The sequence below is a fragment of the Bacillus sp. B15-48 genome (assembly GCF_016879755.1).
Lineage (GTDB): Bacteria > Bacillota > Bacilli > Bacillales > Cytobacillaceae > Mesobacillus_B.
This window is the reverse complement of sequence record NZ_WOFU01000005.1, coordinates 100,568-125,331: the sequence shown is the minus strand read 5'-3', so window position 1 is coordinate 125,331 and position 24,764 is coordinate 100,568. Positions and strand designations below refer to the sequence as shown.

20 protein-coding genes and 1 pseudogene are annotated in these 24,764 nt (G+C 39.6%); 19 read left to right on the top strand and 2 right to left on the bottom strand.

All coding sequences use genetic code 11. The annotated features are described in order from the left end of the window. The first annotated feature begins 75 nt into the window (after nt 1-75). The 17 genes from ymfI (at nt 76) to mutL (ending at nt 21,182) form a co-directional block, all read left to right on the top strand. Nucleotides 76-798: an elongation factor P 5-aminopentanone reductase gene (gene ymfI, locus GNT69_RS16755; protein WP_203556128.1), complete on the top strand. Its 723-nt coding sequence runs from the start codon at nt 76-78 to the stop codon at nt 796-798. A gap of 84 nt (nt 799-882) precedes the next feature. Beyond that, nucleotides 883-1,140, top strand: a complete 258-nt coding sequence (locus tag GNT69_RS16750) for a DUF3243 domain-containing protein (protein WP_203556127.1) — start codon at nt 883-885, stop codon at nt 1,138-1,140. 325 nt (nt 1,141-1,465) lie between these two features. Next, a complete protein-coding gene (locus tag GNT69_RS16745; RefSeq protein WP_203556126.1) occupies nt 1,466-2,257 on the top strand; it encodes a DUF3388 domain-containing protein in 792 nt (263 codons plus the stop codon). A gap of 20 nt (nt 2,258-2,277) precedes the next feature. After that, a complete protein-coding gene (locus GNT69_RS16740) occupies nt 2,278-3,183 on the top strand; it encodes a RodZ domain-containing protein (RefSeq protein WP_203556125.1) in 906 nt (301 codons plus the stop codon). Between the two features lie 115 nt (nt 3,184-3,298). Then, nucleotides 3,299-3,877: a CDP-diacylglycerol--glycerol-3-phosphate 3-phosphatidyltransferase gene (pgsA, locus tag GNT69_RS16735; RefSeq protein WP_203556124.1), complete on the top strand. Its 579-nt coding sequence runs from the start codon at nt 3,299-3,301 to the stop codon at nt 3,875-3,877. A 71-nt stretch (nt 3,878-3,948) separates the two neighbouring features. Beyond that, a complete protein-coding gene (locus tag GNT69_RS16730) occupies nt 3,949-5,187 on the top strand; it encodes a competence/damage-inducible protein A (protein ID WP_203556123.1) in 1,239 nt (412 codons plus the stop codon). A 306-nt stretch (nt 5,188-5,493) separates the two neighbouring features. Further along, nucleotides 5,494-6,534, top strand: coding sequence for a recombinase RecA (gene recA, locus GNT69_RS16725; RefSeq protein WP_203556122.1), 1,041 nt, complete (start codon nt 5,494-5,496; stop codon nt 6,532-6,534). Between the two features lie 306 nt (nt 6,535-6,840). After that, nucleotides 6,841-8,406 carry a ribonuclease Y gene (gene rny, locus GNT69_RS16720; protein ID WP_481747651.1) on the top strand — a complete coding sequence of 522 codons (1,566 nt, stop codon included), beginning with the start codon at nt 6,841-6,843 and terminating at the stop codon, nt 8,404-8,406. A 216-nt stretch (nt 8,407-8,622) separates the two neighbouring features. Beyond that, complete coding sequence (locus tag GNT69_RS16715; protein ID WP_203556120.1) at nt 8,623-9,420, top strand: TIGR00282 family metallophosphoesterase; 798 nt, start codon at nt 8,623-8,625, stop codon at nt 9,418-9,420. A gap of 139 nt (nt 9,421-9,559) precedes the next feature. Next, entirely contained in the window at nt 9,560-9,820 is a 261-nt protein-coding gene (spoVS, locus tag GNT69_RS16710; protein ID WP_090742139.1) for a stage V sporulation protein SpoVS, read from the top strand. 430 nt (nt 9,821-10,250) lie between these two features. Then, nucleotides 10,251-11,987 carry a 2-oxoacid:acceptor oxidoreductase subunit alpha gene (locus tag GNT69_RS16705; protein WP_203556119.1) on the top strand — a complete coding sequence of 579 codons (1,737 nt, stop codon included), beginning with the start codon at nt 10,251-10,253 and terminating at the stop codon, nt 11,985-11,987. Beyond that, on the top strand, nt 11,988-12,854 hold the full coding sequence (locus GNT69_RS16700) for a 2-oxoacid:ferredoxin oxidoreductase subunit beta (RefSeq protein ID WP_203556118.1): 867 nt from the start codon (nt 11,988-11,990) through the stop codon (nt 12,852-12,854). It begins immediately after the preceding gene. A 791-nt stretch (nt 12,855-13,645) separates the two neighbouring features. Beyond that, complete coding sequence (gene miaB, locus GNT69_RS16695; RefSeq protein WP_203556117.1) at nt 13,646-15,190, top strand: tRNA (N6-isopentenyl adenosine(37)-C2)-methylthiotransferase MiaB; 1,545 nt, start codon at nt 13,646-13,648, stop codon at nt 15,188-15,190. Between the two features lies 1 nt (nt 15,191). After that, complete coding sequence (locus tag GNT69_RS16690; protein ID WP_203556116.1) at nt 15,192-15,626, top strand: YlbF/YmcA family competence regulator; 435 nt, start codon at nt 15,192-15,194, stop codon at nt 15,624-15,626. Nucleotides 15,627-15,835: 209 nt separating this feature from the next. Next, nucleotides 15,836-16,381 (top strand): outer spore coat protein CotE, encoded by a 546-nt coding sequence (locus GNT69_RS16685; protein WP_203556115.1) that lies wholly within the window; start codon nt 15,836-15,838, stop codon nt 16,379-16,381. 176 nt (nt 16,382-16,557) lie between these two features. Next, a complete protein-coding gene (mutS, locus tag GNT69_RS16680) occupies nt 16,558-19,245 on the top strand; it encodes a DNA mismatch repair protein MutS (protein WP_203556114.1) in 2,688 nt (895 codons plus the stop codon). Nucleotides 19,246-19,277: 32 nt separating this feature from the next. Then, nucleotides 19,278-21,182 (top strand): DNA mismatch repair endonuclease MutL, encoded by a 1,905-nt coding sequence (gene mutL, locus GNT69_RS16675; protein WP_203556113.1) that lies wholly within the window; start codon nt 19,278-19,280, stop codon nt 21,180-21,182. 116 nt (nt 21,183-21,298) lie between these two features. Here mutL and GNT69_RS16670 read toward each other — a convergent pair. Together GNT69_RS16670 and mreBH are read right to left on the bottom strand one after the other, a co-directional pair. Continuing rightward, a pseudogene (locus GNT69_RS16670) lies at nt 21,299-21,684 on the bottom strand (transposase); the annotation flags it as partial. Nucleotides 21,685-22,088: 404 nt separating this feature from the next. Then, entirely contained in the window at nt 22,089-23,096 is a 1,008-nt protein-coding gene (gene mreBH / locus GNT69_RS16665; protein ID WP_203556112.1) for a rod-share determining protein MreBH, read from the bottom strand. Between the two features lie 333 nt (nt 23,097-23,429). On the opposite strand from mreBH, the gene miaA reads away from it, so the two are divergent. Beyond that, nucleotides 23,430-24,389, top strand: coding sequence for a tRNA (adenosine(37)-N6)-dimethylallyltransferase MiaA (miaA, locus tag GNT69_RS16660; protein ID WP_203556293.1), 960 nt, complete (start codon nt 23,430-23,432; stop codon nt 24,387-24,389). A gap of 24 nt (nt 24,390-24,413) precedes the next feature. Beyond that, nucleotides 24,414-24,647, top strand: a complete 234-nt coding sequence (gene hfq / locus GNT69_RS16655; RefSeq protein WP_203556111.1) for an RNA chaperone Hfq — start codon at nt 24,414-24,416, stop codon at nt 24,645-24,647. Nucleotides 24,648-24,764 lie beyond the last annotated feature (117 nt).

The following is a 24,764-nucleotide window of genomic DNA, read 5'->3' as shown; positions in this document are numbered from 1 at the left end:
TCATTCTAAACAGAGAAGATAAACGAAAGGCACCGGTTTTCACTGGTGCTTCTTCGATTTAAAGAGGAGAATACAATGAAAAAATTTATTCTTATTACCGGTGCGAGCGGGGCAATAGGACAAGCAATTGCTCTAAAGCTTGCGCAATCGGGACATTCTTTATACCTTCACTACAATCGGAATTACGAAGCAATCGAGAAATTATTGCCGCAGCTCGAAAATGAGCGTGGGGAGTTTATTCCTGTTCAAGCGGATTTATCAAAACCAGATGGATACAAGAATTTAGCCTCTAAAGTATTTTCGTTAGACGGGATTGTTCATAATGCGGGTCATGCATTGTATGGTCTCCTTCAAGACTTGGAGGAGGAGGAATTAGCCAGGCTTGTTCAAATGTCGGTTTCTTCTCCGCTCTTATTGACAAAAGAATTAGTTCCAAAATTAATTCAGAAAAAAAAGGGTGAAATTGTGATTGTGACGTCAATATGGGGCCAAACTGGAGCAGCATATGAAGTCGCTTATTCAACTGTAAAAGGTGCGCAAATTTCTTTTGTAAAAGCCTTGAGTAAGGAATTAGCTCCTTCTGGCATTAGGGTCAATGCAGTCGCTCCTGGTGCTGTAGAAACACCAATGTTATCTGGGTTTTCTCCAGATGAGCTTTCTGCTGTCACAGAAGAAATTCCGATGCTGCGTTTAGCAAGGCCTGAAGAAGTTGCAGATGGTGTTGTTTTTTTATTATCTAAACAGTCCAGTTATATTACCGGCCATGTTTTAGCGATAAATGGCGGTTGGCATATATGAAATCTTTGCCCGTTGGAACGATGCATAATTTAAATACCTTTAATGCAAAATAGTATTGAACACTTTAAAAGGAGGTTCGATACGATGTCTGTTTTAGATAATTGGGAACAATGGAAAGGTTTTTTAGGTGACCGTCTAGATCAAGCACAAGGGGAAGGCGTGAATAATAACGTCATCTCTGATCTTGCTTATCAAGTAGGGGACTATCTAGCAAAAAATGTTGACCCTAAAAATGAACAAGAAAGAGTTCTTGCTGATCTATGGTCCGTAGCGGACGAACAAGAGCAACATGCCATCGCGAATGTAATGGTAAAACTTGTTCAAAATAACGGAACGAAGTAAAAAAACTTATTAAAAAGAGGGGCGAACTTTCGCTCCTCTTTTTCTTATCTAATTGGTGTGAAACAAATTGAATCACTTTTTCGTCTACTTCTAAGGTATTTACACTTAGCGAATTTTTAGACAATCACAGAATGGAATTAAAGAACATCTTGTTTCAGCTGTATTTTTGTTCTTTCCTTTTCCTTTCATCTTCATGAAAAATCATTTATTATAGATACATGATGGAACTTGTCAAAACATACCTCTAAAATCGAGGGTCTGCTATCAAATAGATGTAGAAAAAGGAATGGGCAAATTGTACCACGGGTCATGATGGAGGGTTTTGATGGAGAAAAAAGAGTGGTATTTAGAATATGAAATTGTTAGTAACCGTCCGGGTTTACTAGGAGATATATCCTCTTTACTTGGAATGCTAGCCATCAATATCGTAACAATTAACGGAATTGATCAAGGGAGACGCGGTTTGTTAATTCTTGCGAAAAGTGATGAACAAATTGTCAGGCTTGAGTCAATTCTAAAAACAATGGATACTATAAGATTAATTAAGCTTCGTGAACCTAAGTTACGTGACCGAATGGCTGTACGGCATGGGAGATATATTGAAAGAGACGCAGATGATAAAAAAACATTCCGGTTTGTTCGAACCGAGCTGGGCTTGCTTGTGGACTATATGGCGGAATTGTTTAAGCAAGAAGGACATAAACTTATCGGCATTAGAGGGATGCCAAGAGTGGGCAAGACAGAATCTGTTGTTGCTGCGAGTGTATGTGCCAATAAAAGGTGGTTGTTTGTTTCCTCGACACTTCTAAAGCAAACAATAAGGAACCAATTAATTGAAGATGAATACAATGCGGACAACCTTTTCATTATTGATGGGATTGTCTCAACGAGAAGAGCAAACGAACGGCATTGGCAGCTTGTCAGGGAAATTATGCGTATGCCCGCAGTAAAAGTAGTAGAGCATCCAGATATTTTCGTGCAAAACACCGAGTATACAATGGATGACTTTGATTATATTATTGAACTTCGTAGCAATCATGATGAAGAAATCACCTATGATATCATTCATCAAGATCATTTATTCACAGATTCGGATTTTGGCGGTTTTGATTTTTAAATGCATTGGAAGGTGTTATCGTGACAGAGTTAGGTGAACGTTTAAAACAGGAGCGCGAAGCAAAAGGGCTAAGCCTCAATGAACTTCAGGATATGACAAAAATTCAAAAACGGTATCTCGTTGGTATTGAAGAAGGCAATTATTCAATGATGCCGGGGAAGTTTTATGTTCGAGCATTTATTAAGCAGTATGCGGAGGCAGTTGGCCTTGATCCGGATGAGATTTTTGAACAATATAAAAATGATATTCCTTCTACATATAGTGACGATTTGCCTGAACAGCTTTCCCGAGTCCAATCACGAAAGGATATTTCCAAAAATACATCGAAGGTTCTTGATTTATTTCCGAAAATATTAATTGGCATCTTTGTTATTGGTGCTGTCGTGTTGCTTTGGTATTGGCTTGTTCAAAATGCAGAAGATAAAGCAAATGAACCTATTACTGAAGAAAATAATCCGGTTAACATTGAAGAACCTGATAATCTCGGCGTAGACGATGAAAATACGGAAGATCCGCAATCAGATCGGGAAAATACGCCGGCAGAGGATGAAGATAATCAGGCTGCAGATGATCTTGCGAAAGAAGAACCGACTCCATCGTCACAAGAGCTGACCGCTGTTGAGAGAAGTGATAATTCAACAGTATATGAATTAAAGCATGCAGAAGCTTTCGAATTAAAAGTGGTTTCTACTGGGACAGCATGGGTAAGAATAAACAATGGCGAAGGGAAGACATTATTTGAAGGAACATTGACGGAGAATGCTAGTGAAACGCTTGACTTCACAAATGAAACGGAAGCTGCGATTCGAATTGGCTCTGTTCCATCAACAGAACTTTATATTAACGGACAGAAACTTGATTATGCGACTACAGAGAATGAGCGAATCCCGCACAATATTTCGATCCGCTATACCAAAAGCGAATAATAGTCATCGCAAGGTGACTATTTTTCGCTGTTAATGAAAATATGCTACTATTTTTTCCATCTATCGTTCGATGCTTCGTTTTTAGATGGCACTTTTTGTTTTGGAGGAGTACGCAATGAATATCCCAAATAAAATTACCATGTTTCGCATCTTGCTTATCCCGGTTTTCTTGGTAATTATGCTTGCCCGATTTGATTGGGGAGAAATAGCGATTTTAGGTACTGTCATGCCTGTTACTCATTTTGTAGGCGCGTTGATTTTTATTTTCGCTTCGTCGACAGACTGGATAGACGGTTATTATGCTCGAAAATTTAATCTTGTAACGAATTTAGGAAAGTTCCTTGATCCGCTTGCAGACAAATTACTCGTTGCTTCTGCTTTAATCGTGCTTGTTGAGCTTCAGTTAGCCCCATCTTGGATTGTTATTGTTATCATTTTTAGGGAATTTGCTGTAACAGGTTTACGAGCGATCTTAGCAGAGGGAGGAGAGGTTGTCGCTGCGAATATGCTTGGGAAAATTAAAACCTGGGCCCAGATTATCGCAATTTCGGCTCTCCTTCTCCACAATATTATTTTTGAGTATTTTTCCTTTCCATTTGCTGACCTTTCCCTTTGGGTAGCGATGATTTTTACAGTCTGGTCTGGTTTGGATTATTTTATTAAAAATAAAGCTGTTTTTATCAATTCAAAGTAACACATGTTAAAGCGATGGAAAACATAAAATGAAGGGGAAAAGCAAGTTCTATGTTGGAATGGGGGAAATAGATGAATGCTGAAATCATTGCAGTTGGATCTGAACTGCTATTAGGACAAATCAATAATACGAACGCGAAATATATATCTGCTCATTTAGCGAGCATTGGTGTGAATGTGTACTTTCATACGGTCGTGGGAGATAACCCTGACAGATTGAAGGGAGCGCTAGAGATCGCTGAACAACGGTCTGATTTGATTATATTAACAGGGGGTCTTGGGCCGACAAAGGACGATCTTACAAAGGAAACGATTGCAAGACACTTAGGAGCAGAGCTTGAGTTTGATAAAGAGGCGATTGAATCGATAGAGGGATATTTTAAGCGGACAAACAGGACAATGACCGAAAACAATCGAAAACAGGCACTTGTTTTGAAGGGGGCAAAGGTCCTGCCTAATGATTATGGCATGGCCCCAGGGATGATAACGTCAACGGCTAATGGACATTATATGCTCTTGCCTGGTCCGCCAAGTGAAATGGAACCGATGTTTACAAAATACGGAATTCCTGCTATCACATCAAGGTTGAATGAACAGGCAAAAATCGTATCTAGAGTTCTGCGCTTTTTTGGAATTGGAGAGGCAGCCTTGGAAACAGCACTCGATGACCTCATTGAGAACCAGTCCAATCCAACAATCGCTCCGCTCGCCTCCGAGTCTGAAGTTACGATTCGCCTCACGGCTAGACATCAATCGGAAGAAACGGCGATTCAAATGATTGATGAAGTGGAAGCGAAGATTCTTGAAAGAGTAGGGCAGTTTTTTTATGGTTATGATGACACTTCGCTCATAAATGAACTTATGGAAATTTTAAAACAAAAAAACTTAACGATTGCTGCAGCCGAGAGCCTGACTGGAGGAATGTTTCAGGAAGAACTAACTGCTTTGCCTGGTGCTAGTAGTATACTTAAAGGTGGAGTTGTTTGCTACTCGAATGAAGCGAAGATGAATGTTGTGAATGTGCGGAAAGAAACGATTGCAAATTTTGGTGCTGTTAGTGCCGAGTGCGCTCGTGAACTAGCCGAAAATGTTGCTGGATTAGTCGAAGCCGACATCGGGATTAGCTTTACAGGTGTAGCGGGACCCGGGGAACTTGAAGGCCATGCACCAGGAACTGTATACATTGGTATTTTTCAGAAAGGAAAACGTACCAACGTTGAAAAAATACAGATTGCTGGTACGAGAGGGATTAACCGTGTGAGAGCGGTGAAACATGGCTGCCGGCTTTTAATCAATAGTCTGAAAGAGTAAGAGAAGCTCGGTGATATGCCCCATTCTTCGAATGAATGGGGTTTTTAGTTATTGTAAATGAGTTGAAATGTGAATTTTCAGTTAACAATGAAAAATGAAACCAAAAGTTTTCTAGTTGACGTTAAAAGTAGAATATTTAAACAAAAAATCAGTTTTTTAGTGAAAGTTACCATATAAAAATTACGAATAGATGTTCGATTTTTTGCTCGACAAACTACTAGAAAAAATGTATAGTATGTTTAGTAGTGTGATATGAAAAACGTGTTCTGGCCAAGAGTGAGACCGACTGAGAAGGAGGAAGATTGAGTGAGTGATCGTCAAGCAGCCTTAGATATGGCGCTAAAACAAATAGAGAAACAATTTGGTAAAGGCTCAATTATGAAATTGGGGGAACAAACGGATCGTAGAGTGTCAACTAGCTCAAGTGGCTCGATTACACTGGATGTTGCTCTAGGAATTGGTGGATATCCACGTGGGCGTGTCATTGAAATTTACGGACCAGAAAGTTCAGGTAAAACAACCGTTGCCCTTCACGCCATCGCAGAAGTGCAAGCTGAAGGCGGACAAGCAGCATTTATTGACGCAGAGCATGCCTTGGATCCAGATTATGCACAAAAATTAGGTGTTAACATTGATGAGTTATTGCTTTCACAGCCAGATACCGGTGAACAGGCTTTGGAAATTGCAGAGGCGCTTGTAAGAAGTGGTGCAGTAGATATTCTTGTAATTGACTCAGTCGCTGCTCTTGTTCCTAAAGCGGAAATTGAAGGGGAAATGGGAGACTCCCATATGGGACTTCAAGCAAGAATGATGTCTCAGGCTCTTCGCAAGCTGTCAGGTGCCATCAACAAATCGAATACAATTGCTATTTTTATCAACCAAATACGTGAAAAAATCGGCGTTATGTTTGGAAACCCAGAAACAACTCCTGGTGGACGTGCGCTTAAATTTTATTCCAGCGTTCGTCTTGAAGTCCGCCGTGCAGAAACATTAAAAGTTGGCAATGAAATGGTAGGAAACAAGACAAAAATTAAAGTTGTGAAGAACAAGGTTGCTCCTCCATTCCGAGTTGCTGAAGTTGATATTATGTATGGAGAAGGAATCTCTAAAGAAGGCGAAATCATTGACATTGGTTCTGAACTTGACATCGTTCAAAAAAGTGGATCATGGTATTCTTACAACGATGAGCGTGTCGGTCAAGGGCGTGAAAATGCTAAATTATTCTTGAAGGAAAATCCATCCATTCGTTTAGAAATTCAACAAAAAATTCGTGATCATTATGGCCTTGATGGGGAGAAGGTCGTTAAAGAATCCGATGATGACCAGGAAGAGTTGGAACTTTCTTAAATATTTCACAAAAACAAAGCCTTTAAAGGCTTTGTTTTTGTTGTGCATAAAAAATATGGGGGTGATTGAAAAAAGAAGAGTATCTCCTTTTTTTTGTCAAATGTATTTTTTAGATAAAGATGGCCGCTCAAGCCTGCCCCCCCTTGACAATGAAAATTGGAAAACATACAATTAAACATGTATATTTTTACTTTTTATAGTAATAAAAACGTTTAAAAGCCTTTGTGCTGTATGTTGATGTTAGAAACAATATACATGCCGACACTTTAAAAAACGTAATAAAAGTTCATAGCAAGAGGAGGTGAAATGATGGAAGTTTTCATAACAATCATCTCCATTTTGCTTGGCCTAATCGTCGGTGCAGTTGTTGGCTATTTTTATCGAAAATCCGTTGCAGAGGCAAAAATAGCAGGGGCAAGAAATGCGGCAGAACAAATTCTTGAGGATGCGAAGCGGGATGCGGAAGCATTAAAAAAAGAAGCCCTGCTTGAGGCAAAGGATGACATTCATAAGCTGCGCACGGAAGCTGAAAAGGAAGTGCGTGAGCGTCGAAATGAACTTCAAAAACAAGAAAATCGTTTACTGCAAAAGGAGGAGAATCTTGACCGGAAGGACGAGTCGTTAGATAAACGTGAAATCCTTTTGGAGAAGAAAGATGACTCTCTAAACCAAAGACAACAGCATATTGAACAGATGCAAAGCAAAGTGGACGAAATGGTGCGTACACAACAAGCCGAGCTTGAACGAATCTCGAGCTTAACGCGTGATGAGGCAAAATCCATCATTTTAGAACGTACTGAAAAGGAACTTGCTCACGACGTCGCTGTCATGATCAAAGAAAGTGAAAACAGGGCCAAGGAAGAGTCCGACAAAAAGGCGAAAGAGCTATTATCTCTTGCCATTCAACGTTGTGCTGCAGACCATGTTGCTGAGACAACAGTTTCTGTTGTCAATCTTCCGAATGATGAAATGAAGGGACGGATTATTGGGCGTGAAGGGCGGAATATCCGTACGTTAGAAACGCTGACGGGGATTGATTTAATTATTGACGATACTCCAGAGGCAGTTATTCTATCTGGTTTCGATCCAATCCGTCGTGAAACTGCACGATTAGCCCTTGATAAGTTAGTTCAAGATGGCCGAATCCACCCAGCGAGAATTGAGGAAATGGTCGAAAAAGCTCGTCGTGAAGTGGATGAACATATTCGGGAAGTCGGAGAACAGACGACGTTCGAGGTCGGGGTCCATGGTCTTCATCCAGATTTGATCAAAATATTAGGGCGTTTGAAATATCGTACAAGCTACGGACAAAATGTTCTTAAACACTCAATGGAAGTCGCACAGCTCTCGGGATTGTTGGCAGCTGAGTTGGGAGAAGATGAGATGTTGGCAAGGCGTGCAGGTTTATTGCATGACATTGGGAAAGCCATTGACCATGAGGTCGAAGGAAGCCATGTTGAAATTGGTGTTGAACTGGCTACAAAGTATAAGGAGCATCCTGTCGTCATCAATAGCATAGCTTCTCACCATGGAGATTCGGAACCAACTTCAATTATTGCCGTGCTTGTCGCTGCTGCAGATGCATTATCAGCTGCAAGACCTGGTGCACGCAGTGAAGCGCTAGAGAATTATATCCGACGCTTAGAGAGGTTGGAGGAGATCTCAGAATCGTTTGAAGGGGTTGAGAAGTCCTTTGCGATTCAGGCTGGTCGTGAAATTAGGATCATGGTCAAACCGGACCAAATTGATGATCTTCAAGCACATCGCCTAGCGCGTGATATAAGGAAGAATATTGAAGAAGAGCTAGATTATCCTGGTCATATAAAGGTTACTGTCATTCGTGAGACGAGGGCAGTTGAATACGCAAAATAAAGCGGTGCTTAGGCACCGCTTTTTCATATTTGTAGACGGTCTAATGGTTCTGGTTCTGCCATACTTGCGTAAAGATGTGAATTTAGCCCCGCGGTCAAATAACGATAATTGTTTTCATCCTTTTGATTTTTTTATTCACCCGTTTTGGAAAGAATATTAAACGAAGATGCCGTTATGATACAATGAGTAGATTAAACGAAAGTTAGGATGAGAAATATGAGAATATTGTTTATCGGTGATGTTGTCGGCTCTCCAGGACGAGACATGGTAAAAGAATATTTATCCAAATTAAAAGATAAGTTTCGTCCCACGATTACGATAGTAAACGGCGAAAACTCCGCTAGTGGGAAGGGAATTAACGAAAAGATTTACCGACAATTTTTAGAATGGGGGGCACAGGCAGTTACATTAGGAAATCACGCCTGGGATAAAAAAGAAATATTTGATTTTATCGATAAGGCAAAATATTTAATAAGACCAGCAAACTTTCCTGAAGAAGTACCAGGTAATGGGATTGTCTACTTAAAAGTGAATCAGGACGAAGTGGCCGTAATAAATTTACAAGGAAGAACATTTCTACCGGCCATTGACTGCCCTTTTAAAAAAGCGGATGAATTAATTGAAGAAGCGAGACAACGCACCCCGATTATTTTTGTTGACTTTCACGCGGAAGCAACGAGTGAAAAACAAGCAATGGGCTGGTATCTAGATGGAAAGGCTACAGCTGTCATCGGTACTCATACACATGTGCAAACAGCTGATGAACGCATCTTGCCAAAGGGCACAGCTTATTTAACGGATGCAGGCATGACAGGGCCGTATGACGGGATTTTAGGAATGGAAAGAAGTTCTGTTTTGAAACGTTTCTTGACAACATTGCCTGTTCGTTTCGAAGTGAGTGAAACCGGCTCAGCACAATTATCAGGTGTATTGATTGACCTTGATAATAAAACAGGAAAAGCAACAAAGATTCAGCGAATTCAAATCAATGAAAACCATTCTTTCTATGAATAAATAGTTTAAGCTTCTCCTTTTTTTTAGTATGCTCGGCATATAGGTGGATTTTTCTGAATATAGTAGCAGTGGAATGATCTTATCCGAGTGGTGATTTGTTGGGCACTCAGGTTGGGGATAAAATAAGGAGGAGCTAGGAATGGAAATATTAAAAGTTTCAGCAAAATCTAATCCTAATTCTGTAGCTGGTGCGCTTGCAGGAGTTCTGCGAGAAAGAGGAAATGCAGAAATTCAGGCAATCGGTGCGGGTGCATTGAATCAGGCCGTCAAGGCAGTAGCGATAGCACGAGGATTTGTAGCACCTAGCGGAGTTGATCTAATTTGCATCCCGGCATTTACCGATATCCTGATTGATGGAGAAGAACGTACCGCTATAAAACTCATTATTGAACCAAGGTAGTTTCTAGGAAGGCCTCATTATCAACAGAATAGAAGACCGTCCATCTGCACAGCGATGTCCAGGTGGATTTTTTTGTTCACTATTATATTAGGATAATAGATATATTTTTCTAGGAGCTTGGCAATTAAAGTAGACGTTGATGAAAAGTGGGATGATTAACGTTTTATTGGCTTAAAATGATGAAAGAAAGGCTATTAGAACATAATAAAATTTAAAAATAAAAAAATTTCATATTTTGTTCAATATTTAGGTCGAAAGGGTTGCAATTTTTCTGGTATAGGTCTAGAATTGTAAGCGTTTAGTACCTACTAAGTAATTGATTATTGAAAAAAAGAAACGGACTAATTTCTAGTGAATTACTTGGAAAAGTGCTAAAATGAGTGTAGATGAGAATTACATATTTTTTATCGTACCTAAAGGGGTGTAGGAGATGATCAATCAACTTTCATGGAAAGTTGGAGGACAGCAGGGAGAAGGAATTGAAAGTACAGGGGAAATTTTTGCAATTGCCCTCAACAGACTAGGCTATTATTTATACGGGTATCGACATTTTTCGTCGCGAATTAAGGGTGGTCATACGAATAATAAAATTCGTGTCAGCACAACGGAAGTTCGGTCTATTTCTGACGATTTGGATGTTTTGGTTGCTTTTGACCAAGAGACGATTGATGTAAACTACAAGGAACTTCATGAAAACGGGATTATTATGGCGGATGCTAAATTTGATCCAGTCAAACCAGAGGATACTGAAGCATCTTTGTATGCGGTTCCATTTACAGAAATTGCTACAGAATTGGGAACGTCCCTCATGAAAAATATGGTCGCTATTGGGGCAACAAGTGCGGTTTTAGATCTTGATATTAACGTGTTTGAAGAAGTTGTTCGGGAAATATTCGGGAAAAAAGGTCAACAAGTAGTCGAAAAGAACATGGAAGCCATCAAAGCTGGCTATGAATATATGGAAGAAAAATTAGGGTCAAACAATGAAGTTATGCAATTAGCAAAAGCAGATGGCCAAAAGAGATTATTCATGATTGGAAATGATGCGATTGCAATGGGTGCCCTTGCAGGAGGTTGTCGTTTTATGGCGGCTTACCCAATTACACCTGCATCTGAAATCATGGAGTATTTGATTCAAAAATTGCCAGCAATCGGCGGAGCGGTTATCCAAACAGAGGATGAAATTGCGGCAGCGACAATGGCAATTGGAGCGAACTACGGTGGTGTTCGTACGATTACAGCTTCAGCTGGACCAGGGTTATCTCTTAAAATGGAAGCGATTGGGTTATCAGGGATAACAGAGACACCATTAGTTATTGTTGATACTCAGCGTGGCGGACCATCAACAGGTCTTCCAACAAAGCAAGAACAGTCTGATTTAATGGCAATGATTTATGGAACTCATGGGGAAATTCCGAAGATTGTCATGGCTCCTAGTACGGTACAGGAAGCGTTTTATGACGCGGCAGAGGCGTTCAACTTAGCTGAAGAATACCAATGTCCAGTCATTATCTTAACAGACCTTCAACTTTCTTTAGGGAAACAGACAGTAGAACCGCTTGATTATTCAAAAGTAGAAATTCGCCGTGGAAAACTGCAAACAGGTGAACTGCCAGAACTAGAAAATAAAGGATACTTCAAACGTTATGAAGTGACAGAAGATGGTATTTCACCTCGAACGATTCCTGGTATGAAAAATGGAATCCATCATGTTACCGGGGTTGAACATGGAGAAACAGGGAAGCCGTCTGAATCTGCGGAAAATCGTAATGCTCAAATGGATAAGCGCTTCCGTAAAGTTGAGAATATTAAATTTGATACTCCAATATATAAGAACGCTCCGCATGAGGACGCAGATTTGTTGATTGTTGGCTTTAACTCAACTAGAGGGGCGATTGATGAAGCGATGGGACGCTTAGAGCAGGAAGGTATAAAGGTAAACCATGCTCATGTCCGTTTAGTTCATCCGTTCCCAGCTGATGAAATGTTGACGCTTGTAAATTCAGCGAAAAAGGTAGCAGTAATTGAAAACAATGCAACTGGTCAGTTAGCGAATATTATGAAGATGAACATTGGGAATGTCGAAAAAATTCATAAAGTGCTTAAATATGATGGAAATCCGTTTTTGCCGCATGAAATTCACACGAAATGCAAGGAGTTGTTCTAAATGGCCACATTTAAAGACTTTCGAAACAATGTAAAACCAAACTGGTGCCCTGGTTGTGGAGATTTCTCGGTTCAGGCTGCGATTCAACGTGCGGCAGCGAACGTCGGTCTTGAACCTGAAGAACTGGCCGTTGTTTCTGGAATCGGCTGTTCAGGACGTATTTCTGGATATATTAATTCATATGGGTTCCATGGCATTCATGGTCGTTCATTGCCAATCGCACAAGGTGTAAAAATGGCTAATCGCGATTTAACAGTCATCGCCTCTGGTGGAGATGGGGACGGATTTGCAATTGGAATGGGACATACTATTCATGCGATTCGCCGTAATATTGATGTTACCTATATCGTCATGGACAACCAAATTTATGGGTTAACAAAGGGACAAACATCTCCACGCTCAGCAGCAGGTTTCAAAACAAAATCAACACCTGAAGGTTCAGTTGAACAAGCGATTTCCCCTATGGAAATGGCGCTTACTGCAGGAGCAACCTTTGTTGCCCAAAGCTTTTCAACTGATTTGAAAGACTTGACTGCGTTAATTGAAGCCGGAATTAATCATAAAGGATTCTCTCTCATTAACGTATTCAGTCCATGCGTAACATACAATAAAGTAAACACATATGATTGGTTTAAAGAAAACTTGACTAAATTAAGCGATGTGGAAGGATATGATCCATCTAGTCGTGAAATGGCAATGCAAACATTGATGAAACATGATGGATTACTTACAGGACTTATTTATCAGAATACAGAGCGCCAGTCTTATCAAGAATTGGTGAAAGGCTATTCGCCAACACCACTTTCACAAGCAGACTTAACGCTTGATCAAGAGTATTTTGATAAATTAACAGCTGAATTTATATAACAAAGACCCCGACTTTTCGTCGGGGTTTTTTGGCTCGTAGAAACAAAATAATTGCTTAAATCTAGTAAAAACACAAGGGGGAAAAGCACAGTTATTTTTGTATAAATAATTCAATTATCTATAAACATTTGACTGAAGAGATTCGTAGGCTTTTTGAACGATAATGCTGGTAACGCGTTTTTTTATCCAAGTACTAGCATTAAAAACAACAAATTTCATTAATATATTGCCAGTACTCGTAATAAAACGCTGTAAAAAGAGGCGTTAATCCGAGTACTAGCAATAAACTGAGGTCAAAACGTCAATATAATCCCTGTACTAGCAATAAAAAACGACCAAAAATCGCTTTAATCCAAGTACTAGCAATAAACCAGCCTTATTATCGCGGTTAATCCAAGCCCTAGCAATAAAGCCTAGCCAATTTTTGAACAATCCACGTTTTTAATCCGAGTACTAGGCATAAAAAGCCAATCATTTTATAACCAATCGAGTTATTAATCTTAGAACTAAGTAAAAGAACATTCCTTTTTCAAAAAAAGGTCATTCATGTCCTTCTGGATGAAAAAAACATTAATTTTATAAATGGGGACCGGGCATTGTTGTTGGAAATTATTGTGTTTTATATAGAGATAATATTTTACTATAATAAAATGATAGGAAACCGTAATTTCCTTTTAGATTGTGATGACTGATATTGTTTGTCTCGTTATTAACCGTTATAATTATACATTGTATGTTTGATTTTCTTGCTAAATCACATTAATTTTCAGCGTTTGAAAGGAGCAAAAAGAATGAATGAAAAGCAGCGGCTAGAAGGCCAAAATGTTCAAACAGCAAATCCTTCGGACAAAAAATCCGATAAGGATTATAGCAAATATTTTGAAACGGTCTTTGTTCCGCCTTCCTTAAAGGATGCAAAAAAGCGGGGGAAGGAAGAAGTTAAGTACCATGATGACTTTAAAATTTCTGAAGAATTCCGTGGCTTAGGGAATGGAAGGAAATTTTATATTCGAACTTATGGTTGCCAAATGAACGAACATGATACGGAAGTCATGGCGGGAATTTTTATGGCTTTAGGTTATGAAGCAACCGATTCTGTTGAAGACGCGAATGTTATCCTCCTCAATACATGTGCGATTCGTGAAAACGCAGAAAACAAAGTGTTTGGTGAACTTGGTCATTTAAAACATTTAAAGATGCAAAAACCGGATTTGCTTCTCGGTGTATGTGGCTGTATGTCCCAAGAAGAATCTGTTGTTAATAAAATTTTAAAAACATATAACCATGTGGATGTCATTTTTGGGACTCATAATATTCACCGCTTACCTAACATCCTTCAAGAAGCTTATATGGCGAAGGAAATGGTTGTCGAAGTATGGTCTAAGGAAGGGGATGTGATCGAAAACCTTCCGAAGGTGCGTCGTGGCAATATTAAAGGCTGGGTCAATATTATGTATGGCTGCGATAAGTTTTGTACGTACTGCATCGTTCCTTACACACGCGGAAAAGAGCGTAGCCGTCGCCCAGATGAGATTATCCAAGAAGTTCGTGAACTCGCAGCGCAAGGGTATCAAGAAATTACGTTGCTTGGCCAAAACGTAAATGCTTACGGAAAGGATTTCGAAGATTTACAGTATGGCTTAGGTGATTTAATGGATGAAATTCGGAAAATTGGCATTCCACGTATCCGTTTCACAACAAGCCACCCACGTGATTTTGATGATCGTCTCATAGAAATACTTGCAAAAGGCGGCAATTTGATGAATCATATTCATCTGCCAGTTCAATCAGGATCAACCGATGTGTTGAAAATTATGGCTCGTAAATATTCGCGTGAACAATATTTAGAGCTAGTCAAAAAAATTAAAGCAGCGATTCCGGATGTCGCCTTGACGACAGATATTATCGTAGGTTATCCAAATGAAACGGAAGAACAGTTTGAAGAAACGCTGTCTTTGTTTAAAGAAGTTGGATTTGAATCAGCTTATACGTTTATTTATTCTCCTCGCGAAGGTACACCTGCTGCAAAAATGCAAGATAATGTACCGTTAGAAGTGAAAAAAGAACGATTGCAACGTCTGAATGCATTAGTTAACGAACTTTCTGCAGAAGCGTTGAAAAAGTATGAAGGTCAAACAGTAGAGGTTCTTGTCGAAGGGGAAAGCAAGAACAATCCGGATGTACTTGCCGGCTACACTAATAAGAGTAAACTAGTTAACTTTATTGGACCAAAAACAGCGATTGGCAAAATAGTGAAAGTTAAAATTATCGAAGCAAAAACATGGTCTTTAAATGGAGAAATCGTGGAAGAACTACAATCAGTTGAGGTGAAATAGGATGGCTAAATATAATAAAGATGATATCATTGCACATGCAAAAGAGCTCGCTAAAATGGTTGCTGAGACAGAAGAAGTAGATTTTTTTAAGCGTGCGGAAGCGCAAATTCATAGCAATGAAAAAGTAAGTATGCTCATCTCATCCATTAAGGGTTTACAGAAGCAAGCAGTCAATTTTAAGCATTATGATAAACCAGAAGCCCTGAAAAAAACAGAAGAGAAAATGGCCAAACTTGAAGCTGAATTGGATGAAATTCCAATCGTTCAAGAGTTCAAGCAATCACAGCTCGAAGTGAATGATTTATTGCAAATAATAGCCTCAACAATTTCAAATACCGTAACAGATGAAATCATTTTATCTACTGGTGGAGATGTACTGCGTGGCCAAACGGGCGCAGAGCTCGCCAAAGGTTCTAGCTGTAGTCATGATCATTAAAGTACCGGCGAAAAGGGTGTCCTGATGGATGCCCTTTTCATTATGATAGAACCCGCTGTAAACAAGCTGATTGGGAACCTTTCCTCCATTTGGGCATATCATGTTGTATGCCTGAATAATCCTTGGGGATTTAAGATAAATCATGCGCACACTAGTCTATTGTCCCGCATAGGATGAATTGAAACTGATTGAGGAGGGTTCGCTAAGCAATGGGAGAATACAGAGAGATTATTACAAAAGCCGTCGTAGCGAAAGGACGTAAATTCACACAGTCCAATCATACGATTTGCCCACCGCATGATCCAAGCAGTATTCTTGGCTGCTGGGTCATAAACCACAAATATAAGGCGAAAAAGACCGGAAAAACAGTTGAGGTCAGTGGATCATATGATATCAACTGTTGGTACTCCTTTGATGATAATACAAAAACAGAAGTTGTTACTGAAAAAGTAACTTATTGTGATGTCATCAAACTGAAGTACCGTGATCCTGACTGCATGGATGACCATGATGTTCTTGTCGAAGTGCTTCAACAACCAAATTGTATTGAAGCAGTCATTTCACCAAATGGAAATAAAATCATTGTTCACGTTGAAAGAGAGTTCATCACAGAAATCATTGGCGAAACAAAAGTGTGCGTAGCCATTAACCCTGATGGATGCGAAGACAGTGATGAAGATTGGGGATTTGATGTCGATGATGAAGAGTTTGAAGATTTAAACCCAGACTTCATATTAGGAGCTGAAGAGGAATAACGACAAACTAGGGAGGTGTACTTCCTAGTTTTTTTTATTCGTTTATCCTTATTGGTAAAATTTTTGGGAGACATAAAAAACCACTTGCAAAAAAATACCAACGAGATTTAGCTGAAAAAATTGTGTTATAATAGATTTTTAGAAAGATGTCGAAACAACAGATTTTGGAGGAATTTATGACAGCTTACACTCCGATGATTTTGCAATATTTACAGATTAAGGCAGACTATCAAGATGCCTTTTTATTTTTTCGCCTTGGCGATTTTTATGAAATGTTCTTTGACGATGCGGTGAAAGCATCACAGGAATTGGAAATTACTTTAACGAGTCGTGATGGTGGGGGCGAAGATCGAATTCCAATGTGTGGCGTTCCTTACCATGCCGCTCAAGGATATATTGAGCAACTGATTCAAAAGGGATATAAAGTGGCGATATGCGAGCAAACAGAAGATCCGAAGGCCGCAAAAGGGGTGGTCAGACGAGAGGTTGTTCAGCTGATTACCCCTGGAACGCTCATGGAAGGGCGTGGGTTAAATGAAAAAGAAAATAACTTCATTGCCACCGTGACTGTTTTTGATGAAGGTACTTATGGTTTTGCCTGCAGTGATCTTTCAACTGGGGAAAGCCGTGTGACGATTTTAACTGGTAGCCTTGATGATGTTCTAAACGAACTATCGTCGATTGGGGCAAAGGAACTTGTTTTAGACCCTTCCACACCTGAAGAAATCCAACAAAAGCTAAAAGGTCAGGCAGTCCTCGCGATTTCATATGAGGAAACGATCGAAATTAACATGAGCTATGAGCACTTGTTAGCCGAACTTGATGAGGAAAACGCAAAAGTGGTAACCGCCCGCTTATTTAATTATTTACATCGAACACAAAAGCGGAATTTAGACCATCTGCAGCCTGTTGTTAAATATGAAGTTCAGCAGTTTATGAAGATTGACTTTTATTCAAAGCGAAATCTTGAGTTGACGGAAACCATCCGCTCTACGGCCAAAAAAGGGTCTCTACTATGGCTGCTTGATGAAACAAAGACGGCAATGGGCGGAAGACTGTTAAAACAATGGATTAACCGTCCGCTCCTTAATCGCAAGGAGATTGAATATCGTCAAGGCATTGTTGAGTTATTTATGGCCTGCTTTTTTGAAAGGCAAGAGATTCGGGAAATGTTAAAGCAAGTATACGATTTAGAGAGATTGGCAGGAAGAGTAGCATTCGGAAATGTGAATGCGCGCGATCTTGTTCAACTTAAAAAATCCTTGCTGCAAATTCCAATATTAAAAGAAACACTTGTTGCGATGAACAATGAAGTGTCGGATCAGCTTGCGGATCAACTTGATCCATGTGAAGAGGTGACCGATATACTCGAGCAAGCACTAGTTGAAAATCCACCGATTTTGATTAAAGAAGGAAATATCATTCAGGACGGATATAATGCCGAGCTTGATCGTTATCGAGATGCAAGCCGAAATGGGAAATCATGGATAGCGAATCTCGAGCGCCAGGAACGGGAAAAAACAGGGATTAAATCATTGAAAATCGGTTATAACCGAGTGTTCGGCTATTATATCGAAGTAACGAAGGCGAACTTGCATCTGTTACAAGAAGGCCAATATGAACGTAAACAGACGCTCTCGAACGCTGAGCGGTTTATTACCCCTGAGTTGAAAGAAAAAGAGGATCTTATTTTACAAGCGGAAGAAAAAATTGTTGATTTAGAGTACGAGCTTTTTGTAAACATCCGGGAAATGGTAAAAGAATATATTCCACGATTGCAAGCATTAGCCCAAGCGGTCAGCGAGCTTGATGTGCTTACTAGTTTTGCAGAGTTAAGTGAGCAGCGTCAATACGTAAAGCCTAATTTTACAGAAGAACGAAAAGTTGTCTTAAAGAATGGCCGTCATCCAGTCGTTGAAAAAGTCATGTCTGCTCAAGAATATGTCCCTAATGATTGCTATATGGACAAAGAGCGGGAATTGCTTTTAATTACCGGACCGAATATGTCGGGGAAAAGCACTTATATGCGGCAAATTGCCTTAACGGCGATTATGGCGCAAATAGGCTGTTTTGTTCCAGCAGCCGAAGCGAAGTTGCCGATTTTTGACCAAGTGTTTACGAGAATTGGCGCAGCTGATGATCTAATTTCAGGGCAAAGTACGTTCATGGTTGAAATGCTTGAAGCAAAAAATGCGATTGCGAATGCAACGTCAAATAGTTTAATTTTATTCGATGAAATTGGCCGTGGGACATCAACGTATGATGGAATGGCACTTGCACAAGCAATCATTGAATACATTCACAATCGGATTGGCGCGAAAACTTTGTTCTCAACCCACTATCATGAATTGACTGTATTGGAATCGGAACTTTCAAGGTTGAAGAACGTTCACGTTTCGGCGGTTGAACAAAATGGGAAAGTTGTATTTCTCCATAAGATTAAAGAAGGGGCTGCTGATAAAAGTTATGGAATTCACGTAGCGCAATTAGCGGAGCTTCCTAAAGAATTAATCACTCGCGCTGCCGAAATTTTAGAGGCGTTAGAAAATAAGGCCGCTGCCGAATCACCAGCAGTGACACAAACGAACAAGACCAATCAGCACGTTGACCAATTAGAGACAGCCGGTCCTCAAATGATAAAGGAGCCAGTAAGTCATTCTCAAGTATCTAACCAAATAGAAATGGAAACATCGATGGCGCAACTATCCTTCTTTGAAGAAACGCCAAAAACAGCGAAAACTTCGAGTTTAACTAAAAAAGAGAAAAAAATACTTGAAAAGCTAAATGGACTTGATATTTTGGATATGACACCGCTTGAAGCGATGAACATTTTATATGAATTGCAACGAAAATTACGAGGATAAAAAAGTGGAAAGTAGATCGAGGGGTGAAGTGGATGGGAATCATCAGACAGCTTGATGATGCATTATCAAATAAAATTGCTGCCGGTGAAGTTGTTGAGCGTCCTGCATCCGTCGTAAAAGAAGTGGTGGAAAATTCGATTGATGCTGGTGGTACGGTCGTCGACATTGAAATTGAGGAAGCTGGAATGGCGAAAATCCGAATCATTGATAATGGAGATGGGTTGGAAGAAGACGATGTTTTAATTGCTTTCGCCCGTCATGCTACTAGTAAAATTAAAGATGAAACTGACTTGTTTCGCATCCGAACACTTGGCTTCCGTGGGGAGGCATTGCCAAGTATCGCTTCTGTTTCACGGATCGAAATGAAGACCTCAACAGGTGAATCAGCGGGTACAAAGGTTATTATTGAGGGCGGAAAGGTGATAAGCGTTGAGAAAGCCGACAGCCGGAAAGGAACCGACTTAACGGTTACCGATTTATTTTTCAATACGCCTGCACGACTAAAGTATATGAAGACGATTCATACAGAGCTCGGCAATATTACCGATGTCGTGAATAGATTAGCTCTTTCTCATCCGGAAGTGTCGATTCGCCTCGTTCATAATGGGCGGAAATTGCTTTATACTACCGGAAATGGGGATGTTCGCCAAGTGCTGGCGGCTATTTATGGAATGAATATCGTAAAAAATATGGTGAAAATAACAGGGGAAACCCTCGATTATAAGATCAATGGCTGGATCAGTTTGCCGGAAGTTACGAGGGCATCACGAAACTATATTACGACGATGATTAACGGGCGTTTTATTAAAAACTACCCACTTGTAAAAGCGATTCAGGAAGGCTACCATACGTTGCTGCCAATTGGTCGATTTCCACTGGTGTTATTAAACGTGGAAATGGACCCACTGTTGGTTGATGTCAATGTCCATCCATCAAAAATGGAAGTTCGGTTAAGCAAAGAACAGGAATTGAACGAACTTGTTGCTGAAACGATTCGAACGACATTTAAAACGAAAGAGCTGATTCCGGCAGCGAACATGAGTGTGAAAATGGAAAAGCCGAAATCAGAACAAACTTCATTGGAACTTGACCATTTGCCAAATGAAAGTGAGACTCGTGTAGAAGCGAAAAATGAAGCGGAAGACAATCAAATAGTTAAAGCAGATCGTATCTATGAAAATTCAGCAGCCGCTTCGCGAGTAAAGCAAGCTGGTGATACAGACGCAATCGCTATTTGGACAGATGAAGTGGAACCTTATCGTGATTTTGCAATTGAGAAACAGCTGCATGTAACGCCTGAGGAACAGGTGCAACATGCTGCAACTGCTGTAGAACGAGTCGTAGATTCTCAGCCGCTTGAGCATACTCGTGTACCACCGCTTTATCCAATTGGACAAATGCATGGGACGTATATTTTAGCGCAAAATGAGAAAGGTCTTTATATCATAGACCAGCATGCGGCTCAAGAACGAATAAAGTACGAATATTTCCGAGAAAAGGTTGGACAAGTTGAAAATGAACTACAGGAAATGCTTGTTCCTTTAACGTTTGAATATTCTCCTGCGGACTGCATTCGGATTAATGAATACGTGAATGAACTTGAAAAGGTAGGGGTTTTCCTCGAGCCGTTTGGACATAACAGCTATATTGTCCGTGCACATCCACAGTGGTTCCCTCGCGGAGAAGAAAAAGAAACGATTGAACAGCTGCTTTCGATGAAAAAAGTCGACATCAAGAAACTGCGCGAAGAAGCAGCGATTCTTATGAGTTGTAAAGGATCGATTAAGGCAAATCGTCATTTGCGTAATGATGAAATTCAAGCCTTACTCGATGAATTAAGAAAATCTGCAGATCCATTTACATGCCCGCATGGACGGCCGATTCTCATTCATTACTCGACTTATGAAATGGAGAAAATGTTTAAGCGGGTGATGTAACCAGTTTCAAGCTCCCATTATCAGCAAAAAAGCGCACCTCAGTGAAGAGGACACTGAAAATCCATTGGTTATTTGAAAAAATGTAATTTCAAAGCCTAAAAAAACGACTCTAACATTCAAAATATGAATTTAGAGTCGTTTTTTATGTGAATTAAGGGCTCACTATCCCTTAGTTTTAATCCCTTAGTTTTACAAATTCTTTTGAGATTGACTGTAAATATAGTCATGGCACTTTGTAATTCCATGCCAATTAGACCCGAGGATTTTGCAACATCGTACCCGTGCCTGTGTTTTAATTCGATATTTTTAGCTTCTATTTTATAGCGTTCTTTTAACTTTTCTTTAAAATAGTCGCTTTCTTGAAACTTTTCCTGTTCTTTATGTATATTTGATTTGATTGTCACAGAATAGTTTTTACTTTTAGCTCCTTCTTTAAACACCCATCCTTAAACGGGCAATTTTGGCACTTTTCTACTCCAAAATAATAAGCATCAACTTGATTTTTTTATACGTCTTATTCGATTCATCTATTTGATAAATAACTTTTCTCAGCTTTTTAGAACGGTCCACAAGTATCTCTTTTGGTGACATTTGATTATAGTGGGCTTTTGAATGGGGGCATCCACAATAATGGATTTGCTTTTGATGATTTCCTTCTCACATACATGGACTTAAAACCATTGATTGTTGATTTTCTATCATAGAGCCCAGCCGCATAAAATTGATACTATAATTATACAGTGAAAAAGGCATAATTCCCTTAATAATAAGGAACTATACCTTCTTAAATTTAACCCCCTAACATAATTTAAGGGACTTTTTCAGTGCCCTCTCAGTGAAAGTGCGCTTTTTCTATAGTACAGCGAATAAATAGGAATCGGGACACTTATTCAGCCTTGTTTCTATTTACTTAGCAGCTGGCATTAGCTTATTGATATATTTCAAGGCCTGCCCTGTCCCAATTGCCACTGATTCTAATGGATTAGGGGCTATATGAACGGGAACGAAAATTTCTTCGCTCAGCCATTCTTGCATTCCGTTTAGCAAAGCGCCTCCACCTGTAAGTGTGACACCGCGGTCAACAATATCCCCGCTTAATTCAGCCGGACAATCTTCTAACGTTTTCTTGAGCGTATCTAAAATTTGAATGAACGATTCCTTGAGGCAATCTCTAATTTCATAAGAATGGAGGGTAATCGTGTTCGGCAAGCCAGTTACAAGGTCACGGCCACGCACTTCAATTTCCTTGCGTTCATGATCAACTAAAGCATGCCCGATTTCCATTTTCACTCGTTCCGCCGTCCGTTCTCCGATTAACACATTATATGTTTTCCGTACATAATGAATAATATGTTCATCAAAACGGTCACCGCCGATTCGAAGGGAATGACAAGCAACGACGCCGCCATATGAAATGATGGCAACCTCACTCGTTCCTCCGCCAATATCGACAACGACATTTGCGACAGGTTCATCAACAGGCAGACCAGCCCCAATTGCGGCAGCTACTGGTTCCTCAATAAGATGAACGTTCTTTGCGCCAGCTGAACGAACAGCTTCAATAATCGCACGTCGCTCAGCACTCGTTGAGCCTGAAGGTGTACAAACGACAACATTCGGTTTGCGAAACGAAAAGCCGCTTGTTTTTAATGCTTTTTTCATGATGTGAACTAACATTTCAGAGGAAAGGTCGAAATCAGCGATGACCCCATCTTTTAACGGACGAACCGCAGCAATGTTTTCTGGTGTTTTCCCAATCATCTCTTTTGCTTCATTTCCAATAGCAACCACTTTTTTTGTATCAGTATTGATCGCTACTACAGATGGCTCATTCAGGGCAATGCCTTTATTTTTACTATATACTAATGTATTGGCTGTACCTAAATCAATTCCTATTTCAGCTTGTGTTATCATAATTTTCTTTATATCTCCTTTAAGTAAGTAATGACTCCATATACTTCTATAAAAATTAACACGAATATGGGGGTGGAATGTCGATTGTTATCGAAACGTTAACTAAATGTAAAAGAGTTGGAAAAATATGTCGATTAAAATGCAGGAATTGGGAAAATAGTAGGTAAAATAGATTAGGAAGGTTAAAAGCAGGGCATAATAATTTGATGTCCAACTGCTTTTTAAAAATTTTTAGGTTACAATAATAAATATAAATTGAATAGTTGCAGCGCCTAAGGTTGTATTATAAACGAAGGTGTAGAAGCTAAACATAAAAAGGCAGTGTGAAGATTGTTGAAACAAAAGCAAAAGCTGTTCGTTTTAATCGGGCCAACAGCTGTTGGCAAAACGAAGTTAAGCATTGATTTGGCGAAACATTTTAATGGAGAAATTATCAGCGGAGATTCCATGCAAATATATCAAGGGATGGATATTGGTACCGCAAAAATTACGGCTGAAGAAATGCAAGGTGTTCCTCATCACTTAATTGATATTAAAAAACCAGATGAGTCTTTCTCGGTTGCTGAGTTCCAAGTGCTTGTTCATGAAAAAATAGCCGAAATCTCCAAACGAGGAAAGCTTCCGATGATTGTTGGTGGTACGGGCTTATACATACAATCAGTCATATATGATTATCAATTTTCTGAAGCACCATCGGATGATGATTTTCGGGTGAAGCTTGAAGAGATGGCAAAAAACAAGGGATATGAGACTCTCCATAAAAAACTTCAAGAAATTGACCCAGCTAGTGCGGAGAGGATTCATCCAAATAATATCCGTCGCGTCATTCGAGCACTTGAGATTTTCCATTGTACAGGAAAAAAGATGGACGATTATCTGAATGAACAAAATCACGAGCTCTTGTATGATAGTTGTTTAGTTGGACTAACGATGGAGCGCGAGTTGTTGTATAATAGAATAAACAGGCGTGTTGAAGTGATGATGGAACTCGGTTTATTGGAAGAGGTTCAAGCGTTGTATAATCGAGGCTTGAAAGATTGTCAATCGATTCAAGCCATTGGTTATAAGGAGCTATATGAATATTTCAATGGGAGGGTGACGCTCGAACAAGCGATTGAGAATTTAAAACAAAATTCACGCCGATATGCAAAAAGACAACTTACTTGGTTTAGGAACAAAATGGATGTAGAATGGTTTGAGATGTCACCGGAAGCAGAAGCAAACGGAAAAAAATTTGCGGAAATTTCTGCCTGCATTGAAGGAAAGCTTGGAATTAAAGCGAATACATATTGATAGAGATAAAAAGGAGGATCTTCAATGAAACAAATAAACATTCAAGACCAATATTTAAATCAGCTACGTAAGGATGGCACACATGTGACAGTTTTCTTATTAAATGGATTCCAACTTCGTGGCCAAATCAAAGGTTTTGATAACTTTACGGTGTTGTTTGAAACAGAAGGGAAACAGCAGCTTGTATATAAACATGCAATCTCAACTTTCGCTCCTCAAAAAAACGTACAAATCGATTTTGACCCGCAACAACAATAAGATAGATCGTTCCACAAGAAGCCCACTAAACAATTAGTGGGCTTCTTTGAGGTGAAAAGATAGTGACGTTAAAAACCTTATAATGAATTTATGAGATGCTGAATACATATACATAAA

What these genes read in the sequence shown, in the direction of transcription:
- GNT69_RS16705 (WP_203556119.1), top strand. Translation starts at nt 10,251, where the DNA reads ATGATCAATCAACTTTCATGGAAAGTTGGAGGACAGCAGGGAGAAGGA.
- GNT69_RS16750 (WP_203556127.1), top strand. Translation starts at nt 883, where the DNA reads ATGTCTGTTTTAGATAATTGGGAACAATGGAAAGGTTTTTTAGGTGAC.
- mreBH (WP_203556112.1), bottom strand. Translation starts at nt 23,096, where the DNA reads ATGATAACACAAGCTGAAATAGGAATTGATTTAGGTACAGCCAATACA.
- GNT69_RS16730 (WP_203556123.1), top strand. Translation starts at nt 3,949, where the DNA reads ATGAATGCTGAAATCATTGCAGTTGGATCTGAACTGCTATTAGGACAA.
- GNT69_RS16685 (WP_203556115.1), top strand. Translation starts at nt 15,836, where the DNA reads ATGGGAGAATACAGAGAGATTATTACAAAAGCCGTCGTAGCGAAAGGA.
- mutS (WP_203556114.1), top strand. Translation starts at nt 16,558, where the DNA reads ATGACAGCTTACACTCCGATGATTTTGCAATATTTACAGATTAAGGCA.
- GNT69_RS16690 (WP_203556116.1), top strand. Translation starts at nt 15,192, where the DNA reads ATGGCTAAATATAATAAAGATGATATCATTGCACATGCAAAAGAGCTC.
- GNT69_RS16700 (WP_203556118.1), top strand. Translation starts at nt 11,988, where the DNA reads ATGGCCACATTTAAAGACTTTCGAAACAATGTAAAACCAAACTGGTGC.
- ymfI (WP_203556128.1), top strand. Translation starts at nt 76, where the DNA reads ATGAAAAAATTTATTCTTATTACCGGTGCGAGCGGGGCAATAGGACAA.
- pgsA (WP_203556124.1), top strand. Translation starts at nt 3,299, where the DNA reads ATGAATATCCCAAATAAAATTACCATGTTTCGCATCTTGCTTATCCCG.
- miaB (WP_203556117.1), top strand. Translation starts at nt 13,646, where the DNA reads ATGAATGAAAAGCAGCGGCTAGAAGGCCAAAATGTTCAAACAGCAAAT.
- rny (WP_481747651.1), top strand. Translation starts at nt 6,841, where the DNA reads ATGATGGAAGTTTTCATAACAATCATCTCCATTTTGCTTGGCCTAATC.
- spoVS (WP_090742139.1), top strand. Translation starts at nt 9,560, where the DNA reads ATGGAAATATTAAAAGTTTCAGCAAAATCTAATCCTAATTCTGTAGCT.
- GNT69_RS16745 (WP_203556126.1), top strand. Translation starts at nt 1,466, where the DNA reads ATGGAGAAAAAAGAGTGGTATTTAGAATATGAAATTGTTAGTAACCGT.
- GNT69_RS16715 (WP_203556120.1), top strand. Translation starts at nt 8,623, where the DNA reads ATGAGAATATTGTTTATCGGTGATGTTGTCGGCTCTCCAGGACGAGAC.
- hfq (WP_203556111.1), top strand. Translation starts at nt 24,414, where the DNA reads ATGAAACAAATAAACATTCAAGACCAATATTTAAATCAGCTACGTAAG.
- mutL (WP_203556113.1), top strand. Translation starts at nt 19,278, where the DNA reads ATGGGAATCATCAGACAGCTTGATGATGCATTATCAAATAAAATTGCT.